The sequence below is a fragment of the Burkholderia sp. LFS061 genome (assembly GCF_047978125.1).
GTDB lineage: Bacteria > Pseudomonadota > Gammaproteobacteria > Burkholderiales > Burkholderiaceae > Burkholderia > Burkholderia pyrrocinia_C.
Genome location: NZ_JBFPFS010000046.1, coordinates 32,011 through 54,737, shown reverse-complemented (window position 1 = coordinate 54,737; position 22,727 = coordinate 32,011). Strand labels below are relative to the sequence as shown.

The following is a 22,727-nucleotide window of genomic DNA, read 5'->3' as shown; positions in this document are numbered from 1 at the left end:
CTCGTCCATTCCACGCATCGGCTCATCTGCTCAAGATCATGAACACGATATCTCTAACGCACCGCCCTTCGAGCCCGTTTACACCGTTCCCAATTTCAACAGCCTGCTAGGTCCCTCTTTCCCCTTCACCGTGCCGCGTCGAACTTCGGCATTCTGACGTTGGTCGACGCGCGGTAATTCCACGTCAGCCCGTCGCGCGGCGGCCAGCCGCCCGCGCGCAACCACGCCGCAAACGCCCCCGCCGTCACCGCCCGCGCGATCCGCTCGCCCGGGCACCCATGCGGCCCCGTGCCGAAGCCGAAATTCGGCCCGGCGGCACGGCCTGGCATCAGCCGGTGCGGATCGCGATGCACGGCCGGGTCGCGGTTCGCCGCAGCGAGCACGACGAGGATCGCGTCGCCGGCTTCGACGGTCACGCCCGCGATCGTCGTGCGCGACGCGACGAAGCGGCGCGTGTTCTGCACCGGCGCATCGAAGCGCCCGACTTCGGCGACGAACGCGTCGAGCGCGGCGTCGCCCGGTGCGTCGCGCACGGTTTCCGCTTCCCCGTTCCATGCCGCCAGCGTGTTGCCGAGCCACGCGGCCGTCGCCTCGCAGGTCTGCGACAACAACCCGACGAGATTCGCGACCAGCGCGCCGCTCGCCTGCCAGCCCGACGCGCGGGCCGCTTGCTGCACCGCAGCGACGAGCGTGCCGTCGTGCGCGTGCGTCTGCGCGACGCGCTCGGCCATCCGCTCGAGCAGTTGCCGCGCGCCGTCGCTCGCACGGGCCAGCGCGGCCGCGTCCGACAGCGGCGACAGCGCGGCGACGAAGTCGACGACCCGCGCCGCGATGTCGTCGAGCTGCGTCTCGTCGAAGCCGAGCAGATCGGCGACCGCGCAGACGGGCACCGTCATGCACCACGCATTCAGCGCGTCGGCATCGCCCGGCGCCGGCAGCCGCCGCGCGGCAAGCTGCGCGGCACGGTCACGCAGCGCACCGGTGTCGATCGGCGCGAATGCCGTGCGCAGCGCCTGCTTCGGCACGTCGTGCCGCAACGCGCCGTCGTTCATGCGCACCAGTTCGCCGAACAGCGCGCCGGCCGTCGTGCCGCGCAACGCGGGCGGCACGGGCGCGTCCAGCGGACGCACGCGGCAGGCCGGATGGCCAAGCACGGCCGTCACGGTCGCCGCGCGGCTCGCGACCCACAGGCCGAGCGCGGCGTCGAATGCGAGCGGCGGCCCGTCGACGAGCGCCGCATAGTAGGGATAGGGATCGCGGTGCGTCACCGCGGCAATGGGATCGGTCGGGTTCAGGTTCATGCGAGCAGTATCGGCGCAGTGCGCTGCCGCATGTTTCGGGCTCGCGTGAAATGTCGTCGCCCGGGCGCTGCGTATCGCATGCATTGCAGCATCGCAACGGCAGGCCGGCTTCAGGCAGCCGACCGGTAGCGTTGCGACTGCATGCGCATCCGGACACGCCCAGCCGAAATCGCGCGCGGCTCGAGCACCACCGTGTCGTGATGGAACATTTCCTGCCGGAACTCGCCGTTTTCGTCGAACCACTGGCAGATGAGCCAGTCGGCGTCGTCGAACACGACCGGCCCGGCATAGGTGACGGTCATGCGCGGCCCGCCCGTCTTCAGCGTCACGACATCGCCGACGCGAAACCTGACGCGCTGATTTTCTCGGATCGTCATCGCTCTCTCGATTTTTTATATATTGAATATATTGATATTCCCGGCGGCCCGCACAACCGGTCGTTTGAATTTGCCGCAGATTAACAATCAAAAAAACAAACGGCAACTCCCGCGTACGAAAATTCGCTGATTGTAAAAATGCAACAATGCGCGGTATCGGCGCACGCCGCGGAAGGCTGACCGCCAGATTCGGCGCGGCTTGCGCGCTAAATCCGGTCGAACGGGCGGAATGCGGAGAATAAATGATGATTTTCGCGTCGTCATCGGCCTTTAAACCCGACGCGAAATCGGTTGATTATTGTCAATCAATGCTTCGACTGGAAGCGATCCCACGTTTTACTTGTGATCATTCCCCGAATGAAACCGGCGAATTATCGGGCGCCGCAAACCAGCAATTGATATCGCGCCCCGGCACGGCCGCCTGGGTGAACGTGAACGTGCCGTCGCGCGCCATCTCCGTCGCGGCGCGCAGGAACGCGCCGAGCGCGGCCCGCGCCAGCGCGCCGCCGACGCTGACGCGCTTCACGCCGAGCGCCGCCAGCTCGGCGAGGCTCAGCAACCCGCCCTGCAGCCCCATCACGACGTTGACGGGCGCGCCGACCGCCTGCGTCACCGCCGCGATCTCGGCGGCGTCGGTGATGCCCGGCGCATACAGCACGTCGGCGCCCGCGTCGCGATAGGCGACGAGCCGCGCGATCGTGTCGGCGAGGTCGCGACGGCCGTGCAGGTAGTTTTCGCAACGCGCGGTCAGCGTGAACGGAAACGGCAGCGCGCGCGCCGCGTCGACGGCCGCCGCGATGCGCTCGACTGCCGCGTCGCGCGCGTAGATCGGCGCATCGGCGCGGCCCGTCGCATCCTCGATCGAACCGCCGACCGCGCCGGCCTCGGCCGCCAGCCGAATCGTTTCGGCCACCGTGTCGGGCGCGTCGCCGAAACCGTTCTCGAGATCGGCGCTCACCGGCAGGCCGCCCGCGGCGACGAGATCGGCGATGTGATCGAGCATCGCGTCGCGGTCGATCGCGTTGTCGGGCCGCCCTTTCGAAAATGCGTAGCCGGCACTCGTGGTGGCGAGCGCCTCGAAACCGGCCATCGCGAGCAAGCGGGCGGTGCCGGCGTCCCACGGGTTCGGGATGATGAAGGCGCCGGGACGCGTGTGCAGCGTGCGGAAAATTTCTGCTTGGCGGGCCTGAAGGTCGGAACGGGTCATCGCGGACTCCCGGAAGGTGTTGACGGGTGAGCTTACGCCGGCCGCGCGCTCGACGTTTCAGCGATGGCTGAAATGTCGCCGTGCGACAGGAAAAAGTCGGCGGCGCGCCGGTATCAGGCAGCCGGCAGCAAGCGGGCACGTACCGCCGCTCAGCCCGCGAGCTTCTTCGTCAGGAAAATGCGCGTGTGCCCGACCGGATAATCCGGCAGTTCGCCAAAGCGGACATAGCCGCGCTTCTCGTAGAAAGGCCGCGCCTGGAAGTCGAACGTATCGAGCCACGCACTGTGACATCCGCGCGCGACGGCCTCCGCTTCGGCCAGATCCATGATGCGCGTGCCTGCGCCCCGACCGCGAGCTTCCTCGGGCACCACGAGCAGGTCGACGTGCAGCCAGCCGAACGCCGTGCCGCCCCACAGGCCGCCGACCACCGCGCCTTGCGCATCGGTCGCGAGCACGGCCAGCGGACGGAAGTCGGCCGGGCCGGCCTGGCTTTCGTTGAAGCGTACGAGCGGCGCGACGATCTGCTTGCGCGCGTTCGCATCGCCCGCGTCGGTCACCTCGTATGTGAACGTCATCGGTTGCGTCGGATTGAAGTCGGGTTGAACCGTGAATGACGGACGGCCGAAGCCGCACGTGCCGCGTCAGACGACGTAAGCGCCCTTCGCGTGCAATTCGGCTTCGGTGCGCTCGAGCGCGGCGATCGCATCGCTGCCTTCGAGCGCGAGCAACTGCGCGACCAGCGCCTCGGCCATCGCATGCGCGGCCACCAGCGACGGAAAGAACGACGGGCTGTCGTGCGTGAAGATCAGTTGCGCGTCCGCGTGCAGCGCGATCGGCGACACCGCGCTGTCGGTGATCGCGACGATCCGGCTGCCCTGCGCCTTCGCGGCCTGCGCGACGCGCGTCGCTTCCGCCGAATACGGCGCGAAGCTGACGACCACGGTCACGCTCTGCTTCGCGATCGTCCGCAGCTCCATTTCGAGCGAACCGGCGACGCCGTTGAGCAGCGACACGGTCGGACGAAACAGCCGGTAGCCGTACACGAAACCGAACGCGACCGGATAACACGAGCGGAACCCCGCGACATGCACATGCGACGCCTTGCGAATCAGCCTGGCTGCATCCGCGAGCGCGTGCTCGTTCTGCGCGGCGGTGGCCGACAGGTTGTGCTGCTGCGCGGCGAGCAGGTCGTGCGCGAGCGACGCCTTCGCGTCGGGCCGCACGAGCGAGCGCGCACGCTGCGTGAGCGGCTCGGGGCGCGTGCGCACACGCGCGACGCACAGGTCGCGCAGCTCGTTCCAGCCGGGGAAACCGAATTGCTGCGCGAGCCGCACGAGCGACGCAGGCTGCACCTGCGCACGCTGCGCGACCTTGCGCATCGACGCGGTGGCGACCTCGTCGGGATGATCGAGCAGGAATGCGGCGCCCGCCTGGAATTGCGGGCTCAGCTCGGAAAATTGCGCCCGGATCCGGGACGCGAGTTCGTCGAAATTGGCGGCCATCTTGGTGGGAACGGGAACCGGTCGTTCATGGTATCACCGGCCCCGCACGCACCGGTCAGTGCAGCACTTCGACGTGGTCGGCGTCGACCTTCACCTTGCCCGACCACTTGCGCTCGAATTCGCCGGTCAGCTTCACTTCGCTCTTGTCGCTGACGGGCTGGCCGGCCGCCCACAGCTTGTTGTCGATCTCGACGCGGATCGTGCCGGTCGCGTCGGCGAACTCGTAGTCCTCGCCGCCGGCATGCTTGACGATGCGGCCCTGCAATTGCACGTGCTGATCGTCCTTGCCGTTCGCGAGCAGCTCCTTCACGGTTGTCGTCGTCAGCGCGGACGGCCCGGTGTATTGCGCGTAGACGGCGGCGGGCAGCGTGGCGAGCGCGACCGTCAGGATTCTGGCCAGGTGTTTCATGATGTCGTTCCTCTTCTTCGATGTGACGCCGCGCTCCGTTGAACGCGACGGCACCAGATTACGGACCGTAAGATTAAGCAAACCTGAAGGTCGCGCCGAGGCGACACGGTGCCGCATCGGGCGGGGTCGAAAGCCCGCCACGCGGCGCCCGCAATTAAGCTCGGCCTAAGATGCGTGCGCTTATCATGGGAACCCCGGGCGCCGCTGCGCCCTGCTGAAGAGACAGGAATCCATGCGCGTACTGCTCGTCGAAGACGATCCGCTGATCGGCAGCGGGCTCGAACAGGGCCTCAAACAGGAAGGTTTCGCGGTCGACTGGGTGAAGGACGGCGACGCCGCGTCGCTCGCGCTGCGCTCGACCGGCTACGGCCTGCTGCTGCTCGATCTCGGGCTGCCGAACCGCGACGGCCTGTCGGTGCTCGCCGCGCTGCGCCGCCGCGACGAAACCCTGCCTGCAATCATCATCACCGCGCGCGACGGCGTGCCGGACCGCATCGCGGGCCTCGACAGCGGCGCGGACGACTATCTCGTCAAGCCGTTCGCGCTCGACGAACTGCTCGCCCGCATCCGCGCGGTCAACCGCCGCCATGCGGGCCGTGCGCAGACGACCCTCGCGATCGGCCCGCTGCGGCTCGATCCCGTCAAGCACCTCGTCTGGCTCGACGACGACGAAGTGCCGCTGTCGCCGAAGGAGTTCGTGCTGCTGCACGAGTTGATGCGCGAGCCGGGCGCGGTGATTTCGCGCGAGCAGTTCGAGGAGCGGCTGTACAGCTGGGGCGAGGAAATCGAAAGCAACGCGGTGCAGGTACACATCCACAACCTGCGCAAGAAGCTCGGCCACGACATGATCCGCACGGTGCGCGGCGTAGGCTACCGGATCGGTGACGGCGCATGATGCGCGTGCAACGCGCGATCGAGCGCTGGCGCAGCGCGTCGCTGCGGCGGCGCCTGCTGATGTGGCTGCTGCCGGCCGCATGCGTGATCGGCCTGGTCGCGAGCGCGGGCACCTACTGGGGCGCGCTGCGCGAACTCGACGACCTGCTCGACGACCAGATGCGCAGCATGTCGAAGCAGATCGTCGTCGGCCCGAACGGCGAGCTGTCGTTCAGCAATCGCGCCAACGGCAAGCACGGCTTCGAGGCCAGCGATCCCGATGCCGTGCTGCTGCAGGTCTGGCGCAACGGCACGCTCGTGTATTCGACCGACCGCGATTCGAAGCTGCCGCCGCCCGCGCAGACGGGCATCGCGAGCATCGATGTCGGCGGCCAGCCGTGGCGCACCTACGTGACCGAGCGCGGCGGCACGACGATCCGGCTCGCGCAGGCGCGTCACGCGCGATGGGAAGCGATTGCGGGCATCGCCGTACACCTGCTGTGGCCGGTGTTCTCGATGCTTCCGGTGCTCGCGATCGGCCTGTGGTTCGGCATCGGCGCGGGGCTGCGGCCGCTGCGCACGATCGCATCCGGCCTGAAACGCAGGAATGCGAACAATCTCGAACCGGTCGATGTCGCATCGATGCCGAACGAGGTCCGTCCGCTCGCCGAAGCGATCAACGACCTGCTCGCGCGGCTCGACCGTTCGTTCACGCTGCAGCGGCACTTCATCGCCGATGCCGCGCACGAGTTGCGCACGCCGATCATGGGGCTGTCGATCCAGTCGCAATTGCTGCGGCGCGCGGCGACCGCCGACGAGCGCGAGCGTATCCTCGCGCAGATCCACGCGGGCACGACACGCCTCGGCCACCTCGCCGAACAGCTGCTGACGCTCGCGCGCCTCGAACCCGATGCGCAAGCGGCCACGTCCGCGTCAGCGCCCGTCGATCTCGCCGCGCTGTGCCGGTCGGTGGTCGCGGACCGCGCGCGCGTCGCCGACGCGCACCGGATCGATCTCGGCGCGATCGTCGCAGCACCCGTGATCGCCACGGGCAATACCGACACGCTGCGCGTGCTGCTGAACAACCTCGTAGACAACGCGATCCGCTATGCGGGCGACGGCGCGCGCGTCGACGTGTCTGCACGCGTCGACGGCACGACGCCCGTGCTCGAAGTCGCCGACGACGGCCCCGGGATCCCGGAAGCCGAGCGCACCGATGTGTGGGAACGCTTCTATCGCGGCGAGGGTGCGCAGGCGGCCACGTCGTCGGGCAGCGGGCTCGGGCTGTCGATCGTCAAGCGGATCGCCGAACAGCATCGCGCGACGGTCGCGCTCGGCACCACGCGCGGCGGGCGCGGGCTGACCGTCACGGTGCGCTTCCCTGCACCAGTCTGATGCGCGCGTGACGGGCGGCTTTTCCACAGATTATGTTGGCAAGCTTGTGGACAACCTTCCATTAACGGCACCAAGCCATTGATCGGAAAGGGTTTGTCACGCGTGCGCGGCAAATGCGCCATGCGGTCGCGAATATACGCACATTCGACAACCAGTTGTCGTTTACGTAAAGTAGTTGTCAATTCATCACGCGGATCGAATATGACGAAATCCGAAAAGTTGACCGCCGTCGCGCTGTCCGTATTCCGCTTGAACGGCCTGCTGATCGAATGGGGCAACGCCTTTGCCGGGCCGCACGGCTTGACCAGTGCGCGCTGGCAAGTGCTGGGCGCGATCTCGATGGCGCCGGAAGCCCCGAACATCCCGCAGATCGCCGACGCGATGGGCATCACCCGGCAGGCCGTGCTGAAGCAGATCAACGTGCTGGTCGACGAAGGGCTGGTCGGGTCGCTGCCGAACCCGGCGCACAAGCGCTCGCCGCTGTATGCGCTGACCCCTCGCGGCGATGCGGCCTATCAGGCCGTGGTCGGGCAATGGCAACAGCACGTTCGCGACATCGCCGGCGACTTCAGTTCGGCCGACCTGGATGCGGCGATTCGCGTGCTGTCGGCGATGTCCGTCGCGCATGGCCAGGACGGCCACGCGTGATCGCGCAATTGACCCACAACCCACAGGAGTTCCCATGCCTCAGTTCAAGCCGATGGATCCGAACTTTCCGATCCAGCAGCAGCTCGGCATCGCCACGGAGCCCGTCGTCCTCGTCAACGTGTTCACGCTGGATCCCCAGAAAGTCTGGCGTGGCCGGTATTTGCACCGCGTGAGCTCCCGCGCGAATCGAGGCAACCCGTGGCATCGGTTGGTATCGTGCCCGCCGATCGCGAACGCGCAGTTCTCCACAGAAAATGTTGGCAAGCTTGTGGATATCCTGCGCACCGCAACGCTAAACCCTTGATCCGATGGACTTTGGCACGCGTGATGCAGACGAGGCGCGTGCGATGGCCTTCGCGCGCACCGCTTCGCCGCACTTCGCATCACGACGCCACGGCGATGCACAACGCAATCTTCGCGTGCGTGCCGCGCCACTTACCCACAGATTTTGTTGGCAAGCTTGTGGATATCCTGCGCAAGCATGCGCTAACCCGTTGATCGGCCAACGGTTCATGCGCTGCGTCGTCATTTCGGCAACATGCGGCGCGAGCATGAACGAATACGGAATGATCCGGCGCAACAGCAACGCACCGCCCGCGCCTTGACGCCCGCGCATGCCAAGCGTCAAGATCACGCGAGCCGCACGCAGCCGCGCATCGCCGGCTTCGCGCGTCGGCGCAACGTGCCGGCCGTTCCGCCGGCGCCGCACCACGACACATCACTCCGAGGAAGGCCATGGAACACTTCACCGCGTGGCAGTTGCTCGTCTCGCTCGTGCTCGTCGCCGTCGTCGTCTATCCGTATGTCCGCATCGTCCGGCGCACCGGGCATTCGGGCTGGTGGATCCTGGCGATGTTCGTCCCGGTCCTGAACTTCATCATGTTGTGGGTGTTCGCGTTCGCGCGCTGGCCCGCCGTCGACGATCGGCAAGGCTGAACGCCGCGACGGCGGACGCTCGGGCTTGTCCACAGATTTTGTTGGCAAGCGTGTGGATAGCCTGCGCATACCGCGACCAAGCGCTTGATCCGTAAGACTTTGTCCGCGCCGCTTCGAATACGGCACGCGGCCGGCAAATCGCCGCTCGTGCATCGCCTCGACGCGTGACGGGCAGCCTGCCGCGCCGGCGTACCCGCTTTGTCCACAGATTTTGTTGGCAAGCATGTGGATAGCCTGCGCATACCGCGACCAAGCGCTTGATCCGTAAGACTTTGTCCGCACCGCTTCAAACGCGGCACGACGGCGCGCGTCACGACGAACGCGGCCGCCCGCGGGCTTGTCCACAATTTTTGTTGGCAAGTATGTGGATATCCTGAGCATGTGCGACCTAAGTCGTTGATCGCACAACGTTTGATCGCGCGGGTCACGACTGCGGCACGGCGTGCATGCGCATCCCGTCGCGCACGCCGCACCGCCCTGCTCAACCGAATGCCGCAACCACGACGCGCGCGACGTCGGCGATCACATCGTCCTTCGCCCGCGCATCGGCACGCGCCTGCGTGTAATACACGGCCAGCACGATCGGCGCACGCGACGGCGCCCATACGACGCCCGCGTCGTTCGTCGTGCCGTAGTCGCCGGTGCCCGTCTTGTCGCCGACCGTCCACCCGGCCGGCACGCCCGCACGAATCCGCTTGTCGCCGACCTTGTTGCCGCGCAGCCACGTGACGAGCTGCGCACGCTGCGCGGCCGGCAGCGCATCGCCGAGCGCCAGCACGCTCATGCTCGCGGCCATCGCGGCCGGCGTCGTCGTGTCGCGCAGGTCGCCCGGCAGTGCGGTATTCAGTTCGGTCTCCCATCGATCGAGCCGGAACGTGTCGTCGCCGATCGAGCGCGCATATGCGGTCACCGCCGACGGGCCGCCGATCAGCTTCATCAGCAGGTTCGCGGCCGAGTTGTCGCTGTACTGGATGGTGGCCTCGCACAGTTCGGCGACCGTCATGCCCGCGCCGACATGCTTCTCCGTCACCGGCGAATAGTTGACGAGATCGGGCTTTCCGTACGTCACGCGCTGTTGCAGCAATCCCGGACGCGCGACGCTCTGCGCGAGCACCGCCGCACTCAGCATCGCCTTGAACGTGCTGCAGAACGGGAAGCGTTCGGCGGCGCGATGCTCCACGCGCCGGCCGCTCGCGGTGTCGATCGCGCACACGCCGAGACGGCCGCCCGCGTCGCGTTCGAGATGGGCAAGCGTCGCCGCGGCTGCGACGCCCGGCATCGCAGCCTCGTCCGGCGCTGCGGCCTGCGACGACGCGCACGCCGCGACGGTCAGGGCGAGCGGCGCCGTCGCGGCGGCCAGCAACAGGGTTCGACGTTTCGATGAGTAGGTCATGTCGGTTGTCTCGTGATGGAATGGACGCGAAATGGTGTTGAAAACGGCCGGCCGCCGAGACAGCACTATCGGGACTTTACGGTTGCCTGACAAGCAACGATAATTGAGCGCTGACAAAAGAAAATCTTATGACTAAGCTCCGCCCTCATCTTCCGCTCAATGCGCTGCGCGCGTTCGAATCGTCCGCGCGCCACCTGAACTTCACGCGCGCCGGCCTCGAGCTGAGCGTGACCCAGGCCGCGGTCAGCCAGCAGGTGCGCTCGCTCGAGGAACGGCTCGGCTGCACGCTGTTCACGCGGCTGCCGCGCGGGCTCGGGCTCACCGACGAGGGGCGCGCGCTGCTGCCCGTGCTGAGCGATGCGTTCAGCCGCATCGAGACGGTGCTCAAGCAGTTCGACGGCGGGCGTTTCCACGAGGTGCTGACGCTCGGTGTCGTCGGCACCTTTGCCATAGGCTGGCTAATGCCACGGCTGAAACAGTTCGGCGATACGCACCCGTTCGTCGAGCTGCGGCTGCGGACCAACAACAACGTCGTCGACCTCGCCGCCGAGGGCCTCGACTTCGCAATCCGTTTCGGTGAAGGCAACTGGCCGGCGACGCGCAACGAGCGCCTGCTCGATGCGCCGCTCACCGCGCTGTGCGCGCCGGAAATCGCGCGGCGCCTCGCGCAGCCGGCCGATCTCGCGAATGAAACGCTGCTGCGCTCGTACCGCACCGACGAATGGCTCGGCTGGTTCGACGCCGCGCAGCTCGAACCGTGGACGGTCAACGGGCCGGTGTTCGATTCTTCGCGGCTGATGGTCGAGGCCGCGATGCAGGGCGCGGGTGTCGCGCTCGCGCCGGCCTGCATGTTCGCGCGCGAACTGCAGCTCGGCCTGCTCGCGCGGCCGCTCGACGTCGACGTGCATGCCGGCGGCTACTGGCTCACGTCGCTGAAGTCGAAGCCGCTCACGCCCGCGATGACGCTCTTTCGCGACTGGATCGCGGCCGAAGCGGCCGACACGGCGCAGGCCGCGTAACGCGGCTGCGCTTGTCCACAGAAAGTGTTGGCAAGGATGTGGATATCCTGGGTACCCGGGACCTAAGCCCTTGATCGCGCACGAATTACCGCCGCGACGCAGACATCGGGCAGCCCGTACGCACGGGCCTCGCACGCCGATCGCGTTCAGGCCGGATCCTCAACCATTGCGACGCAATCGATTGCGAGTTGTCCACAGATTTTGTTGGCAAGCCTGTGGATATCCGCCAGACCAGACGCGTAACATATTGATACACAAGGGGATTCGATTTACGGACCTTGACGGGTCAATGATGCGGCAGCGCAAGGTCATTCGAACCGCACGCCGGGCGCGTGCCGTGCACCCGGCCGGTTCTCCACAGATTGTGTTGGCAAGCTTGTGGATATCCTGCGCATCGGCCACCTAACTCATTGAGCGCAAGGAAGTTTGTGCTTCGTCTGCAGAATCGGGCAGCGCCGGCGCCGCCCGTGCGGCGGGCGCCGGCGCAATCCGCGCGTCAATGCCGGTCGAGCCCGCCGCGCAATTCGCTCGCCTTGTCGCGCAGCGCCTCGTAACCCGAACGCGCATGCTCGGGCAGGTCGGGATCCCCGATCAGTGCGCCGAGCGTTTCGATCAGGCTGAACAGGATGCCCTTCGCCGCGCCGACCGCGATGCTCTGCGATTCGATCGACTTGTGCAGGTGGTCGACCGCCGCCTCCAGATTCTCGAGCTTCTGTTCGCCGTCGTCGGGCCGGTTGTCGGTCGTCATCGTCTACCTCCGCCATCGTTCAAGGGTCATGTCACGATTCTATGCCGCTGCGTGCAAACGTGGCGCGACATCGCGCAACGTTTGCACGTCGCCGCACTACAGCACCGCGACCACCTTCACGCGGCCCGGCTGCTCGGCCGACGCGACGACATGGCCGTCGACGCGGCGGAACGTCAGCGACACGGTTTCGTCGCCGACGCGCAGCGCATCGATCCGCAGCCAGTCGACACCTTCCGGCAGCGTCGGACGCTCAACGCGCACCTCGTGGCGCGATGCATCGATGCTCACGCCGAGGCACGCCTGCAGCATCATGAACGGCGCCCCGGCCGCCCACGCCTGCGGCAGGCACGCGACCGGATACGCGGTCGGCGGTTCGCCGCGCCGGCGCGGGAACCCGCAGAACAGCTCGGGCAGCCGCATCTCGAAGCTCACCGCCGCCTCGAACAGCGCGCGCAGCAGGTTCACCGCGGCCGTCTTGTCGCCGTAGCGCGCGAGGCCGCGTGCGATCAGCGCATTGTCGTGCGGCCACACCGAGCCGTTGTGATACGCCATCGGGTTGAAACGCGGCTGGCCGGCCGCAAGCGTGCGGATGCCCCAGCCCGTCTGGAACAGCGCCGAGCCGAGCACGCCGGCAACCGCCGCGCCGCGCTCGGCATCGGGCAGCCCGAACGCGAGCAGGTGGCCCGCGTTCGATGCGAACACGCGGCACAGGTCGCCATGACCGTCGAGTGCGATCCCGTAGAAATCGCCTTCCGGCATCCAGAACAGCGCGTCGACCTGCTCGCGCAGTGCCTTCGCGCGCAGCGCGTAGCGCGTGGCGTCGGCCGCGTGGCCGCGCCGGTGCGAGCATGCCGACATCGCATCGAGCGCCGCGCACGCATAGGCCTGCACTTCGACGAGCGCGATCGGCCCGTCCGGGAAGCGGCCGTCCTCATGAAACACCGAATCGTGACTGTCCTTCCAGCCCTGGTTCGCGAGGCCGCGCTCCGACGTGCGCTGATAATCGAGCAGTCCGTAAGGATTGCGGTCGCACTTGTCGATCACCCATTGCGCGGCGCGCTCGAGCGCGGGCCACAGCTCGTCGATCAGCGCATCGTCGCCGGTGCGTTCGACATACGCGCCGGCCAGCACGATGAACAGCGGAGTCGTGTCGACGCCGCCGTAGTACAGCGCGAACGGCACCTCGCCCGTCGCGGCCATCTCGCTGCGGCGGAACTCGTGCATGATCTTGCCGGGCTCCGCGTCGCGGAACGCGGACGTCTCGCGCGCCTGATGCTCGGCCAGGAAACGCAGCACGCCGCGCGCGAGCGACGGCTGCAGCCACAGCATCTGCAGCGACGTGATCACCGCGTCGCGGCCGAACGGCGTCGAGAACCACGGAATGCCCGCATACGGGTACGGCCCCGTGTCGAGCTGCGTCGTGAGCAGCCCGAGATCCGCGAGCGAACGATCGAGCCATGCGTCGAACAGCGGATTGCCGGTGTTCACGCGCGCCATCGACTCGCGCCGCGCGCGCATCTCGCGGTGCACGCCGACAAGCGCGGTGCGCAGCGCGACGCGGCCGCACCCGGGCCCTTCGATGTGCGCCGGGCCAAGCGTCGCGTCAACGGTCAGGTAGATCGACACGCACGCCTGCGCGGCGATCGTCAGCGTGTAGTCGGCGCGATCGACCGACAGTGCGTCGGGCGCCGGCGAGAAATGCACGGTCACGTTGCGCTCGACGCCGTCGAGGCCGTCGTAGCGCAGCCGCACCGCGCCCGCGTCGACGCGCGGGGCAGCCACCGTGCCGCGCTTCGGGCGCTGCGTGCCGCGCACCTCGAACATGTCCTTGAAATCGGCCGCAAACGACAGCGACAGCGGCACCTCGGCTTCGCTCGCGCCGTAGTTCGTCAGCGTCAGCGCTTCGTACAGTATGTCGCCCGCGAGCACGCGCATCCGTTCGATATGGATCACGCCCTCGGGTGTCTCGCGGCCGCCGAGCGGCGGCAGCGGGCGGTTGGTCAGGTGTGCGGTAAACGATGCGTTGTCGGCGCTCGTCGCGCCCGACAGCAGCGACGGCGCGCGGCCGCCAAACGTCAGGCGCCATTTCGACAGCACGCGCATGTCGTCGACGAACAGGCCGTCGTCGTGGCCGCCGATGTCGCCGAGCGCATCGCCGACCACGAATGCGTCGCCGGATTTCAGCACGTACTGGTTGCCGCGCGCGAGCGCCTGCGGATCGGCTTCGGGTGCGATGAATGCAGGGCCCGACACTGGGGTCGGGGCAACAGGCGCGACTTGCGGCGCCTGCGTCGTCGTGGCTTCGGCGTGATTCGGCATCGATGCTCCTGTGTCGAGGCGCAACGCGCGGCGCGCGTCGCGTGTTTCGCACAGGATAGGCCAGAACGGGGAACGCGCGCAGCGACGAAACGGCCGCGACGCCGTGCGACGTTTCCGTCGCCGCATGGCGTCGCGAGCGGGCGCCGAGGCCGGCGCCGACGTGGGCGTGTTACGCGCCGGTCAGAACTTCCACAGGATGTTGCCGAGCACCGCGTTGTCGCGCACGCCGCTGCCGTACTGGCCGCTGTACGTGAGGCCGAGCGTCAGGCGCTTCGTGATGTTCGCGTCGATGCCGGCCTCGAGCACTGCGCTGTCGCGAGCAATCGGCACGCCCGACACCTGGAACGACGTGCCGCCGTTCGCGAACGTGAACGCCGACGACGGCCGCACGTTGCCGAACGCATGGCGCCAGCCGACCGTCCCGCGCGCGGTGAACGTGCCGCCCGCGATCGAGCCGAGCTGCGACGCCGCGCGCAGGCCGAGCGTCGAGAAGCCGACGTGGGTCGTCTCGCCGCCGGCTCGCAGCGCTGCCGCGCCGCCGCTTTCCGTATAGCCGTCGGTATGCAGGTTCACGTACGCGATGCCCGCGAACGGTTCGAGCGCGACGGGCCCGACCGGCAGCGCGTAGCCGACTTCGCCGAACACCTGCGCCGAATTCGCGTTGTAGCCGGCCGAGTCGTGATCGGAGAAGCCCGCGAAGCCCGGGTAACGGTCGCTGTTGATCCGGTACCACGTGTACGACGCGCCGCCGCGCACGCCGAGCGCACCGTATTGCGCACCGCCATACAGCGACAGGTAGTAGCTGTTCACCGACGCCGACGAACTCTGGTCGTTGTCGAGCGAGCCGTGCGTGACGCCCGCGGCCAGGCCCGCACGCCACTTGTCGTTGAGCGCCATGTCGGCACCGGCGATGAAGCCCGTCATGCTGCGCTTGATCGTCGATGCGTTGCCGTCGCCGGCAAGCCGGCTGCGGCCGCCGAACGCCTGCCCCCAGACGACCGGCTGGTAAGGCGTGCCGCCGTAGCAGCCGTCGCGCGAACCGATCCGGCGTTCCGGCGGCAGCGTCGGGTCGACCGCGCCGGCCGTGTTGTCGCCGCACAGCGCGGCACCGCCCGACGACAGCGCGGCGAGCGGGCCCGATCCGGGCGCGAGACCCTGGCGGACGCGATCGGTCACCGCGTCGCGCACATAACGGCTGTCGAGCAGCAGCATGCTCTTCAGGCTCGCCTGCAGTTCGCCGTCGAGCAGCCCGTATGCGCGGCGCGCGGTGCCCGCGTCGGTCGTCAGCACCGCTTCGTACAGCGGGTTGCCGGCGCCGAGCCCGCCGAGCGCGGTCGCGACCGCGCGCTGGTTCGGCGTCGTCGCGACGTCGGGCAGCGCGGTGCCGTTCCCGACCAGTTGCAGGTACACGTGATCCGGATCGTAGCTGAGCGTCGGCATCAGGAACGCGTAGTTCGCAGTCACCTGGTTGAATGCGCCCTGCACGCCCGACGAGGCGGTGAGGATCGTGTAGGTGGTGCCCGGCTGATAGGCGCTCTGGTTCGCGAGCACTTGCACGGTGCCGCCGTTCAGCGTCGCCGTGCCCGTCGCGGCAACGCTGCCGCTTTGCTGCGGCGTGGCCGCGACCTGGAACGTCGAACCCGGCTGGAACGTGACGTTGCCGGCCACGTTCAGCGCCGCGCCCGGCTGCGATGCAGCCGCCGTCGCGCCGCCCTGCACCACGAGGCCGCCGATCGTGCCGGTGCCCGTCAGCGTCGCGCCGTTCTGCACGGTCACGGCCGACTGGGCGAGCGAACCGTTGACGGCGAGCGTCCCGGCGCTGACGGTGGTCGGGCCGCTCAGCGTGTTCGTGCCCGTCAGCGTCAGTTGCCCGCTGCCGGCCTGCGTCAGCGAACCGGTGCCGGACAGCACGCTTGCAACCGTCACGCTGCCGGACTGATTGAACACCAGCGCGCCGTTGTCGACGACGTTGCCGGCGATGCTGCCCGACGTGCCGCCGTTGCCGAGTTGCAGCGTGCCGCCGGCCGCGATCGTGGTGCCGCCCGTGTACGTGTTGCTGCCGGTCAGCACCTGCGTGCCGCTCGCCACCGTGACGCCGCCCGTGCCGGCGATCGCGCCGCCGAATGCGGTGCCGGCGCCGTTCAGCGTCAGCGCATTCGCGCCGAGATTCACGTTCGTGCCGGCCGCGCCCGACAGCGTGCCGATCGTCTGCGCGCCTGTCGCACCGCTCACGTCGAACGTCGCGCCCGCGCCGGCCAGGTTCACCGCGCCCGTCGACGCGAGGCTGCCGCCCTCGCCCAGCGCCAGCGTGCCCGCGTTGATCGTCGTGCCGCCGGTGTAGGTGTTCGCAGTGGTCAGCGTCGTGGTCGCCGCGCCGTTCTTCACGAGTGCGCCCGCGCCGGAAATCGCACCGCTCAGCGCGAGCGCGTTGCTGCCGCCCAGCGTGAGCGCCGCACCCGTGCCGAGATTGACCCCGTTGCTCACCGTCAGGCTCACGTTCGTATCGAGCGTCGCCGCGCCGCCGACGTTCAGCGCACCGGTGCCGAGTGCCGCGGCGTTGCCGAGCACGACGCTGCCGCTGTTCAGGTTCGTGCCGCCGGTATAGGTATTCGCACTGTTCAGCGTCTGCGTGCCGGTGCCGGCCAGCGTCAGGCTGCCCGCGCCGCCGATCGTCCCGCTGAACGTGCCGCTGGCGGTCCCGCCGAGCGTCAGTGCGTTGCCGCCAAGGCTGATGTTCGTTCCCACGACGCCCGACAGCGCGCCGAGCGACTGCGCACCAGTTGCGCCGCTCAGGTCGAGCGCCGCGCCCGCGCCGGCCAGGTTCACCGCGCCGGTCGACGCGAAGCTGCCGCCCGCGCCGAGCGCGAGCGTGCCGCTGTTGATCGTCGTGCCGCCGGTGTACGTATTCGCGCCCGTCAGTGTCGTCGTCGTCGCGCCGTTCTTCACGAGGCTGCCGGCGCCGGATATCCCGCCGCTCAGCGCGAGGGCGTTGCCGCCGCCGAGTGTCAGTGTCGAGCCGGTGCCGGCGAGATTGACCGCATTGGTCAGCGTCACGCTCGTGCTCGTATCGAGCGTCGCCGCGCCGCCGACGGTCAGCGCGCCGGTGCCGAGCGCATTGTTGTTGCCGAGCACGAGGCCGCCGCTGTTCAGGTTCGTGCCGCCCGTATAGGTGCTCGCGCCGTTCAGCGTCTGCGTGCCGATGCCTGCCAGCGTCAGACCGCCGGTGCCGGAAATCGCGCCGCTGAAGGTGCCGCTGGCCGTACCGCCGAGCGTCAGCACGTTGCCGCCGAGGCTCACGTTCGTGCCCGCCACGCCCGACAGCGCACCGATCGCCTGCGCACCGCCCGCGCCGATGTCGAGCGTCGCACCGGCGTTGGCGAGATTCACCGTGCCCGTTGCCGCGAGACTGCCGCCCGCGCCGAGCGCCAGCGTGCCCGCGTTGATCGTCGTGCCGCCTGTATACGTGTTCGCGCCCGTCAGCGTGGTGGTCGCCGCGCCGTCCTTCACGAGGCTGCCCGCACCGGAAATCGCGCCGCTCAACCCGAGGGCGTTGCTGCCGCCCAGCGTCAGCGTGGTGGCCGTTCCGAGATCGATTGCGTTGCCGACCGTCAGGCTCGTGGTCGTATCGAGCGTCGCCGCGCCGCCGACGGTCAGCGCGCCGGTGCCGAGCGCCGAGCCGTTGCCGAGCACCAGGCCGCCGGCGTTCAGCGTCGTACCGCCCGTATAGGTGTTCGCGCCGGACAGCGTCACCGCCGCCGCGCCGTTCTTCACGAGCCCGCCCCCGCCGGCGATTACGCCGCTCAGGCCGAGACCGGTGTTGCCGACGAGCGTCAGCGTCGTGCCCGTCGCGATATTGACGCCGTTCGTGAGCGACACGTTGGTGGTCGCATCGAGCGTCGACGAACCGTTCACGTTCACCGCGCCAAAGCCGAGCGATGTATTGCTGCCGACGGCGAGGTTGCCGCCATTCAGGTTCGTGCCGCCCGTATACGTGTTCGTGCCCGTCAGCGTTTGCGTGCCGGCGCCTGACAGCGTCACGCTGCCCGCCCCGCCGATCGTGCCGGCATAGGTCGCATTGGCGCTGCCGTTGAGCGTCAGCGAATTGCCGCCGAGGTTCACGTTCGTACCGGCCGCGCCGGCCAGCGAGCCGATGGTCTGCGCGCCCGATGCGTTGCTCACGTCGAACGTCGCGCCCGCGCCGGTCAGGTTGACCGTGCCCGTCGCCGCCAGGCTGCCGCCCGCGCCCAGCGCGAGCGTCCCGCTGTTGATCGTCGTGCCGCCGGTATACGTATTCGCGCCGGTCAGCGTGGTGATCGCCGCGCCGTTCTTCACGAGGCCGCCGGCTCCGCCAATCGAGCCGGCCAGCCCGAGATCGTTGCTGCCGCCGATCGTCAGCGTCGTGCCGGTGGCAAGATTGACCATGTTGTCGAGCGTCACGTTTGCGCTCGTGTCGAGCGACGCGTTCGCGTTGACGTTCAGCGCGCCCGTGCCGAGCGACGTATTGTTGCCGACGACCAGGCCGCCGCCGTTCAGGTTCGTGCCGCCCGCATACGTGCTCGCACCCGACAGCGTCAGCGTGCCGCTGTCGTTCTTCGTCAGCGCGCCTGCGCCCGTCACCGTGCCCGACAGCGTGAGCCCGGTCGTACCCTGCACCGTCAAGCCGCCGCCGTTGAGCGTCACGTTGTTGGAGACGTTGAGCCCTGCCGTGCCCGCCTGCAGCGCGCCGCCATTGGCCGTGACGTTGCCGGTGCCGAGCGACGCATTGTCGTTGATGATCGCGACGCCGCCGCTCAGCGTCGCGTCCTGCGCGGTAGACGCACCGTTGATCGTCCAGTTGCCGCTGTTGACGTCGAGGTGGTTGAAGTTGATGTAGTTGTTGACCGCGATCGTACCGTTCGCGGTGGCGCCCTGCTGCAGATTGAGCGTGTTGTTGCCACCCGCGCCGCCATCGACGACGCCCGTCGCCGCGACGCCGAGCGTGACCGGGCCGACCGTGATGTTGAACGCGCCGCCTGTACCACCCGCCGTGTTGACCGACGAGCCCGTCACGGCATTGAACGTGTTGGTGCTGTTCGCGCCCATCGACACGCCGCCGTTGATCGTGCCCGAGTTGGTAAACGTATTGCCCTGCCCGGGCGTGCCGTTCGTGCCGAACGAGACGCGGCCATTGATCGTTCCGCTGTTCGACATATTGACCTGGCCGCCACCGTATGCGGCGACCACGGGCGCGTCCGCGCCGACGAGGGTCGCACCGACCAGCGGGTTGGACCCGATCGTGCCGGTGTTCGTGATGTTCGACGTGCCGCCCGTGCCGTTCTGGACCGACAGCGCCATGCCCGTCACGCCGCTGATCGCCACGCCGGTCGAGCCGTTCATCGTGCCGTTGTTGGTCACGGTCGTCGTGCTCGCCGCCGCGTTGCCGACCACGGTCCCGCTCGACAGCACGCCGAGCCCCGAGCCGAGCGCGGAAGGATCGATCGTGCCGTTGTTGGTCAGTGTGTTGTTGTTGCCGGTCAGCGACATCGCCGTGCCGCCGACGCCGAGCAGCACGCCGACGGTCGCGCCGGGGTTGACCGTCGCGTTCAGGTTGTTCGCGCTGTTCGCGTAACTGGGAGCCAGCGGGTTCGCAACGCCGGAACAGGTCACCGTGGTGCCTGCCGTGCTGCAGGTCGCATGGGCGGGAACGACGCCGGCGCCGGACAGCGCCAGGAAAACACCCGTCGGCAACAGCAGTCTCGGAAACGGCTCGCCGGCTTTTTTCGAACGCGCAAGATTCATGCTTTCCCTCATTTTTTCTTTGATATTGGTATTGCGCCTACGCCGAACGGCATGCAGCAGAAAATCCGCGGTCAAAAGCGTGCCCGCCGGCGGTCGCGATGCGACGTCGGTTTATTCGTGATGAATTTTTGATAAGCCCCGGACTGCGGATGCGCAACTAGTCGAATGGCATGATGGCGGCCCCTGGTTTTATGCAGCGACTTTCTGGTTGATTTGACTACTGCCCTGCTTTTTGTCAGACAAGGCTATATCAAACTCACGCCATTTTCCAGTTGCTGCGGTTTACCCATCGGGTCAAGGGCCGAATGAGCATGTGTTTTTTACCCGCCAACGCGTACCCGGGAGCAGAATCCCGTGTTTTCGCCGGCTTATTTTGATCTTTCTCAAAAACACCGGAATCGCCGCATCCGTGGAAACGCTGATATACGACCTCGATTCAGGGAACACGATTTTTGCAGCGCAATATTTTCATTCTGGCGGATCGCTTACGCGGATAATAACTATCCGTTTAATAAACAATACAAGCCGGATTTTCACAAACCCGCCCAAATCGCCTCGATTTCCGTCTCGCATCAAACCTTAAACGCGAATCGTTATCGCTTGTCCGGCGCCTATGACATTCGTACAGCCGGCGAGAATAAAAGAACGCCGCATTCGGCGTGAAACGGCAGGAAGCCCGAAGGAAGGAGAAAATCATGCGCCGGGGGCGTTCGCCCCCGGGCGTCGCGTTACGAAAACAGGCTCATCAGGTAAAGCATCGGCCGGAACGAGACCGGCCGCGCGTCGGGATTCGCCCACAGACGCATCGCATACACCGCGTAGGCCGGCACCTCGCGCCAGCTCGAATAGACATCGCGCAACTGGAAGCGGCGCGGATACGCGGCGGAGATGTTCGCCCGCGCGATACCGACGCGCTCGAACGCAAGGCGCGCCCGCGCAAGATGGTAGTACTGGCTGACGATCAGCACGCGCGACAGGCGGTGCGCCTGCAGGTATGCAAGCGTGTGCCGGGCGGTCGCGAGCGTGTTGTCGCCCTGGTCGTCGACTGCGATCCGGTCGGCCGGCACGCCGCGCGCCACGAGATAGTCGCGCATGGCCGTCGCCTCGTTCAGCCCGGGGCCGTCGATCGCGCCGCTGACCAGAAACGCCGGGCACTGCCCCGTGCGGTAGCAGCGCACACCGACGTCGAGCCGGGCCGCGAGCACGGGCTTCGGCGCACCCGTATCGTCGAGCGCGTTGCCGAAAATCACGGCGACGTCGGCCGGTTCGCTCGGCATCCGCATTCCGTACGCGACGAGCGCGACGGCCGCGGCAACCCAGATGCCCGCGACGACGGCCAGCAGGCGGCCCGCCCGGGCCGCAAAGCCCCGTTTGGTTTGGTAATTCAAGGTTTTCGGTCTCTCAGGTCGTCGGGCGTATCGGCTGGCCCGGCCCGGCCCGGCATGGGCGCGTAACGCTAGCACGGCGCGCTCGCGCGTGTCCACGCGGACGGCCGATGCCGGGCCGTTACCGACCTGTTGGAAAGAAGACCGACTTGCTTTGCGCTGGAGGGCAGGCTGGCGCTATGGAGATCGAAAGAATGTGAATGGCTGCATTGCGCCGTGATGCCCGGCCCGAACCGAATCGAACCGCGTCAATCGGCCGGACACATCGCCAGCCGCCCCATCGCCTCGCCGGCGCCGCGCACCGCGCAGGTGGCCGGCTCGTCGGCGATCCGTGCGATCACCCCCGTCTCGTCGTACAGCAGGCGTTCGAGATCCGCGAGCAGCGCGCCGCCGCCCGTCAGCACCACGCCGCGATTCGCGATGTCGGTCACGAGCTCGGCCGGCGCGTTTTCCAGCACCGACTTCACCGCGCCGATCACCTGCTTGAGCGGCGCGGCCAGCGCGTCCGCAACGTCGTGGTTGGACAGCTCGACCGAGCGCGGCAGGCCGTCGCCGATGCTGCGCCCGACCGCGCGCGTCGTCGTGCGCGGCACCGCACTGGTGGCCGAGCCGATCGTCTTCTTCACGTGCTCGGCCGTCTGCTCGCCGAGCAGCACGCCGTACAGGTTGCGGACATGGTTCACGATCGCCGCGTCGAACTGGCTGCCGCCGACGCGGATCGCTTCGCGGTAGACGATGCCGCCGAGCGCGATCACCGCGACTTCGGTCGTCCCGCCGCCGATGTCGATGACCATCGAGCCGACCGGCTCGGTCACCGGCAGGCCCGCGCCGAGCCCGGCAGCCAGCGATTCCTCGATCAGTTCGACCTCCGACACACCGGCCGCGAATGCGGCCTCGCGAATCGCGCGGCGCTCGACGGCCGTCGCATCGGACGGCACGCACAGCGTGACCTCGACGCGGCGGCCGAAGCGCGAACGCGTGCGCGACATGTCGATGAAGCTGCGGATCATCTGCTCGGCCGCGTGCGCGTCGGCGATCACGCCGTGCCGCATCGGCCGCACGGCTTCGAGATGCCCCGGTTCGCGGCCGAGCAGCGCCTTCGCACGCTCGCCGACGGCCTCGAGCGTCGGCCGCGCGTCGTTCGCGCCGGCCTTGCGGAAGCAAATGACCGACGGCTGGTTCAGCACCACGCCGCGCTCGTGCGTATAGATCTGCGTACTCGCCGTCCCAGGATCGATCGCAACGGGTTGCGCAAACAACTTTCCGAACAGCGGTGTCGACATATCAAGCCTTTTTGAACGATCGGGCCGGGACGGCCCCGCCGCATCCCCGCGGCGCGCCTGCCGCCCCATCATGAAGTTAGCGGCAAATCGTGCCGACACTTTAGCCAATTCCGATGATTATTTCGCGACGAAATTGCCGAAAACAGCGCTTCGA

Annotated in this window: 18 protein-coding genes and 1 pseudogene; 7 read left to right on the top strand and 12 right to left on the bottom strand. The window is 68.0% G+C overall.

What is annotated here, in order from left to right; genetic code table 11:
* Positions 1 to 125 precede the first annotated feature (125 nt).
* The 6 genes from ACNQQL_RS29670 to ACNQQL_RS29645 form a co-directional block, all read right to left on the bottom strand.
* Positions 126 to 1,295 carry a cytochrome P450 gene (locus tag ACNQQL_RS29670; protein ID WP_347067660.1) on the bottom strand — a complete coding sequence of 390 codons (1,170 nt, stop codon included), beginning with the start codon at positions 1,293 to 1,295 and terminating at the stop codon, positions 126 to 128.
* A gap of 116 nt (positions 1,296 to 1,411) precedes the next feature.
* Positions 1,412 to 1,678 (bottom strand): YodC family protein, encoded by a 267-nt coding sequence (locus tag ACNQQL_RS29665; protein WP_072444266.1) that lies wholly within the window; start codon positions 1,676 to 1,678, stop codon positions 1,412 to 1,414.
* A 346-nt stretch (positions 1,679 to 2,024) separates the two neighbouring features.
* A complete protein-coding gene (locus ACNQQL_RS29660) occupies positions 2,025 to 2,885 on the bottom strand; it encodes an isocitrate lyase/phosphoenolpyruvate mutase family protein (protein WP_347067657.1) in 861 nt (286 codons plus the stop codon).
* 149 nt (positions 2,886 to 3,034) lie between these two features.
* A complete protein-coding gene (locus ACNQQL_RS29655) occupies positions 3,035 to 3,460 on the bottom strand; it encodes a GNAT family N-acetyltransferase (RefSeq protein ID WP_347067655.1) in 426 nt (141 codons plus the stop codon).
* Between the two features lie 66 nt (positions 3,461 to 3,526).
* Complete coding sequence (locus ACNQQL_RS29650) at positions 3,527 to 4,387, bottom strand: MurR/RpiR family transcriptional regulator (protein WP_204421712.1); 861 nt, start codon at positions 4,385 to 4,387, stop codon at positions 3,527 to 3,529.
* Between the two features lie 55 nt (positions 4,388 to 4,442).
* A complete protein-coding gene (locus tag ACNQQL_RS29645; protein ID WP_347067653.1) occupies positions 4,443 to 4,796 on the bottom strand; it encodes a NirD/YgiW/YdeI family stress tolerance protein in 354 nt (117 codons plus the stop codon).
* Positions 4,797 to 5,028: 232 nt separating this feature from the next.
* On the opposite strand from ACNQQL_RS29645, the gene ACNQQL_RS29640 reads away from it, so the two are divergent.
* The 5 genes and pseudogenes from ACNQQL_RS29640 (at position 5,029) to ACNQQL_RS29620 (ending at position 8,648) form a co-directional block, all read left to right on the top strand.
* On the top strand, positions 5,029 to 5,691 hold the full coding sequence (locus ACNQQL_RS29640; protein ID WP_347067652.1) for a response regulator: 663 nt from the start codon (positions 5,029 to 5,031) through the stop codon (positions 5,689 to 5,691).
* Positions 5,688 to 7,064: an ATP-binding protein gene (locus tag ACNQQL_RS29635; RefSeq protein ID WP_347067650.1), complete on the top strand. Its 1,377-nt coding sequence runs from the start codon at positions 5,688 to 5,690 to the stop codon at positions 7,062 to 7,064. The genes ACNQQL_RS29640 and ACNQQL_RS29635 overlap by 4 nt, the downstream gene beginning before the upstream one ends.
* A 201-nt stretch (positions 7,065 to 7,265) precedes the next feature.
* The gene (locus ACNQQL_RS29630) at positions 7,266 to 7,712 is read left to right on the top strand and encodes a MarR family winged helix-turn-helix transcriptional regulator (protein WP_347067648.1); all 447 of its coding nucleotides are present in this window, start codon (positions 7,266 to 7,268) and stop codon (positions 7,710 to 7,712) included.
* Between the two features lie 34 nt (positions 7,713 to 7,746).
* Positions 7,747 to 7,848: pseudogene (locus tag ACNQQL_RS29625) on the top strand (antibiotic biosynthesis monooxygenase); the annotation flags it as partial.
* A 599-nt stretch (positions 7,849 to 8,447) separates the two neighbouring features.
* Entirely contained in the window at positions 8,448 to 8,648 is a 201-nt protein-coding gene (locus ACNQQL_RS29620; protein WP_034180593.1) for a membrane protein, read from the top strand.
* Between the two features lie 481 nt (positions 8,649 to 9,129).
* Here ACNQQL_RS29620 and blaPEN-bcc read toward each other — a convergent pair whose 3' ends face one another.
* On the bottom strand, positions 9,130 to 10,041 hold the full coding sequence (gene blaPEN-bcc / locus ACNQQL_RS29615) for a PEN family class A beta-lactamase, Bcc-type (RefSeq protein ID WP_347067645.1): 912 nt from the start codon (positions 10,039 to 10,041) through the stop codon (positions 9,130 to 9,132).
* Positions 10,042 to 10,169: 128 nt separating this feature from the next.
* Here blaPEN-bcc and penR point away from each other — a divergent pair, with 128 nt between their 5' ends.
* Positions 10,170 to 11,060 carry a beta-lactamase transcriptional regulator PenR gene (gene penR, locus ACNQQL_RS29610; RefSeq protein ID WP_347067643.1) on the top strand — a complete coding sequence of 297 codons (891 nt, stop codon included), beginning with the start codon at positions 10,170 to 10,172 and terminating at the stop codon, positions 11,058 to 11,060.
* Between the two features lie 496 nt (positions 11,061 to 11,556).
* Here the strand turns inward: penR and ACNQQL_RS29605 are convergent, their stop codons facing one another.
* The 3 genes from ACNQQL_RS29605 to ACNQQL_RS29595 form a co-directional block, all read right to left on the bottom strand.
* Positions 11,557 to 11,808 carry a hypothetical protein gene (locus ACNQQL_RS29605; RefSeq protein ID WP_034180596.1) on the bottom strand — a complete coding sequence of 84 codons (252 nt, stop codon included), beginning with the start codon at positions 11,806 to 11,808 and terminating at the stop codon, positions 11,557 to 11,559.
* Between the two features lie 96 nt (positions 11,809 to 11,904).
* A complete protein-coding gene (locus ACNQQL_RS29600) occupies positions 11,905 to 14,127 on the bottom strand; it encodes an amylo-alpha-1,6-glucosidase (protein ID WP_072444298.1) in 2,223 nt (740 codons plus the stop codon).
* A 180-nt stretch (positions 14,128 to 14,307) separates the two neighbouring features.
* Complete coding sequence (locus ACNQQL_RS29595) at positions 14,308 to 19,905, bottom strand: autotransporter domain-containing protein (protein WP_347067640.1); 5,598 nt, start codon at positions 19,903 to 19,905, stop codon at positions 14,308 to 14,310.
* Positions 19,906 to 20,259: 354 nt separating this feature from the next.
* Here ACNQQL_RS29595 and ACNQQL_RS29590 point away from each other — a divergent pair, with 354 nt between their 5' ends.
* Entirely contained in the window at positions 20,260 to 20,568 is a 309-nt protein-coding gene (locus ACNQQL_RS29590) for a hypothetical protein (protein ID WP_347067638.1), read from the top strand.
* 65 nt (positions 20,569 to 20,633) lie between these two features.
* Here ACNQQL_RS29590 and ACNQQL_RS29585 read toward each other — a convergent pair whose 3' ends face one another.
* Both ACNQQL_RS29585 and ACNQQL_RS29580 read right to left on the bottom strand, forming a co-directional pair.
* Positions 20,634 to 21,293, bottom strand: coding sequence for a YdcF family protein (locus tag ACNQQL_RS29585; protein ID WP_347067636.1), 660 nt, complete (start codon positions 21,291 to 21,293; stop codon positions 20,634 to 20,636).
* A 245-nt stretch (positions 21,294 to 21,538) separates the two neighbouring features.
* Complete coding sequence (locus tag ACNQQL_RS29580) at positions 21,539 to 22,573, bottom strand: rod shape-determining protein (RefSeq protein ID WP_347067634.1); 1,035 nt, start codon at positions 22,571 to 22,573, stop codon at positions 21,539 to 21,541.
* Positions 22,574 to 22,727: the final 154 nt, after the last annotated feature.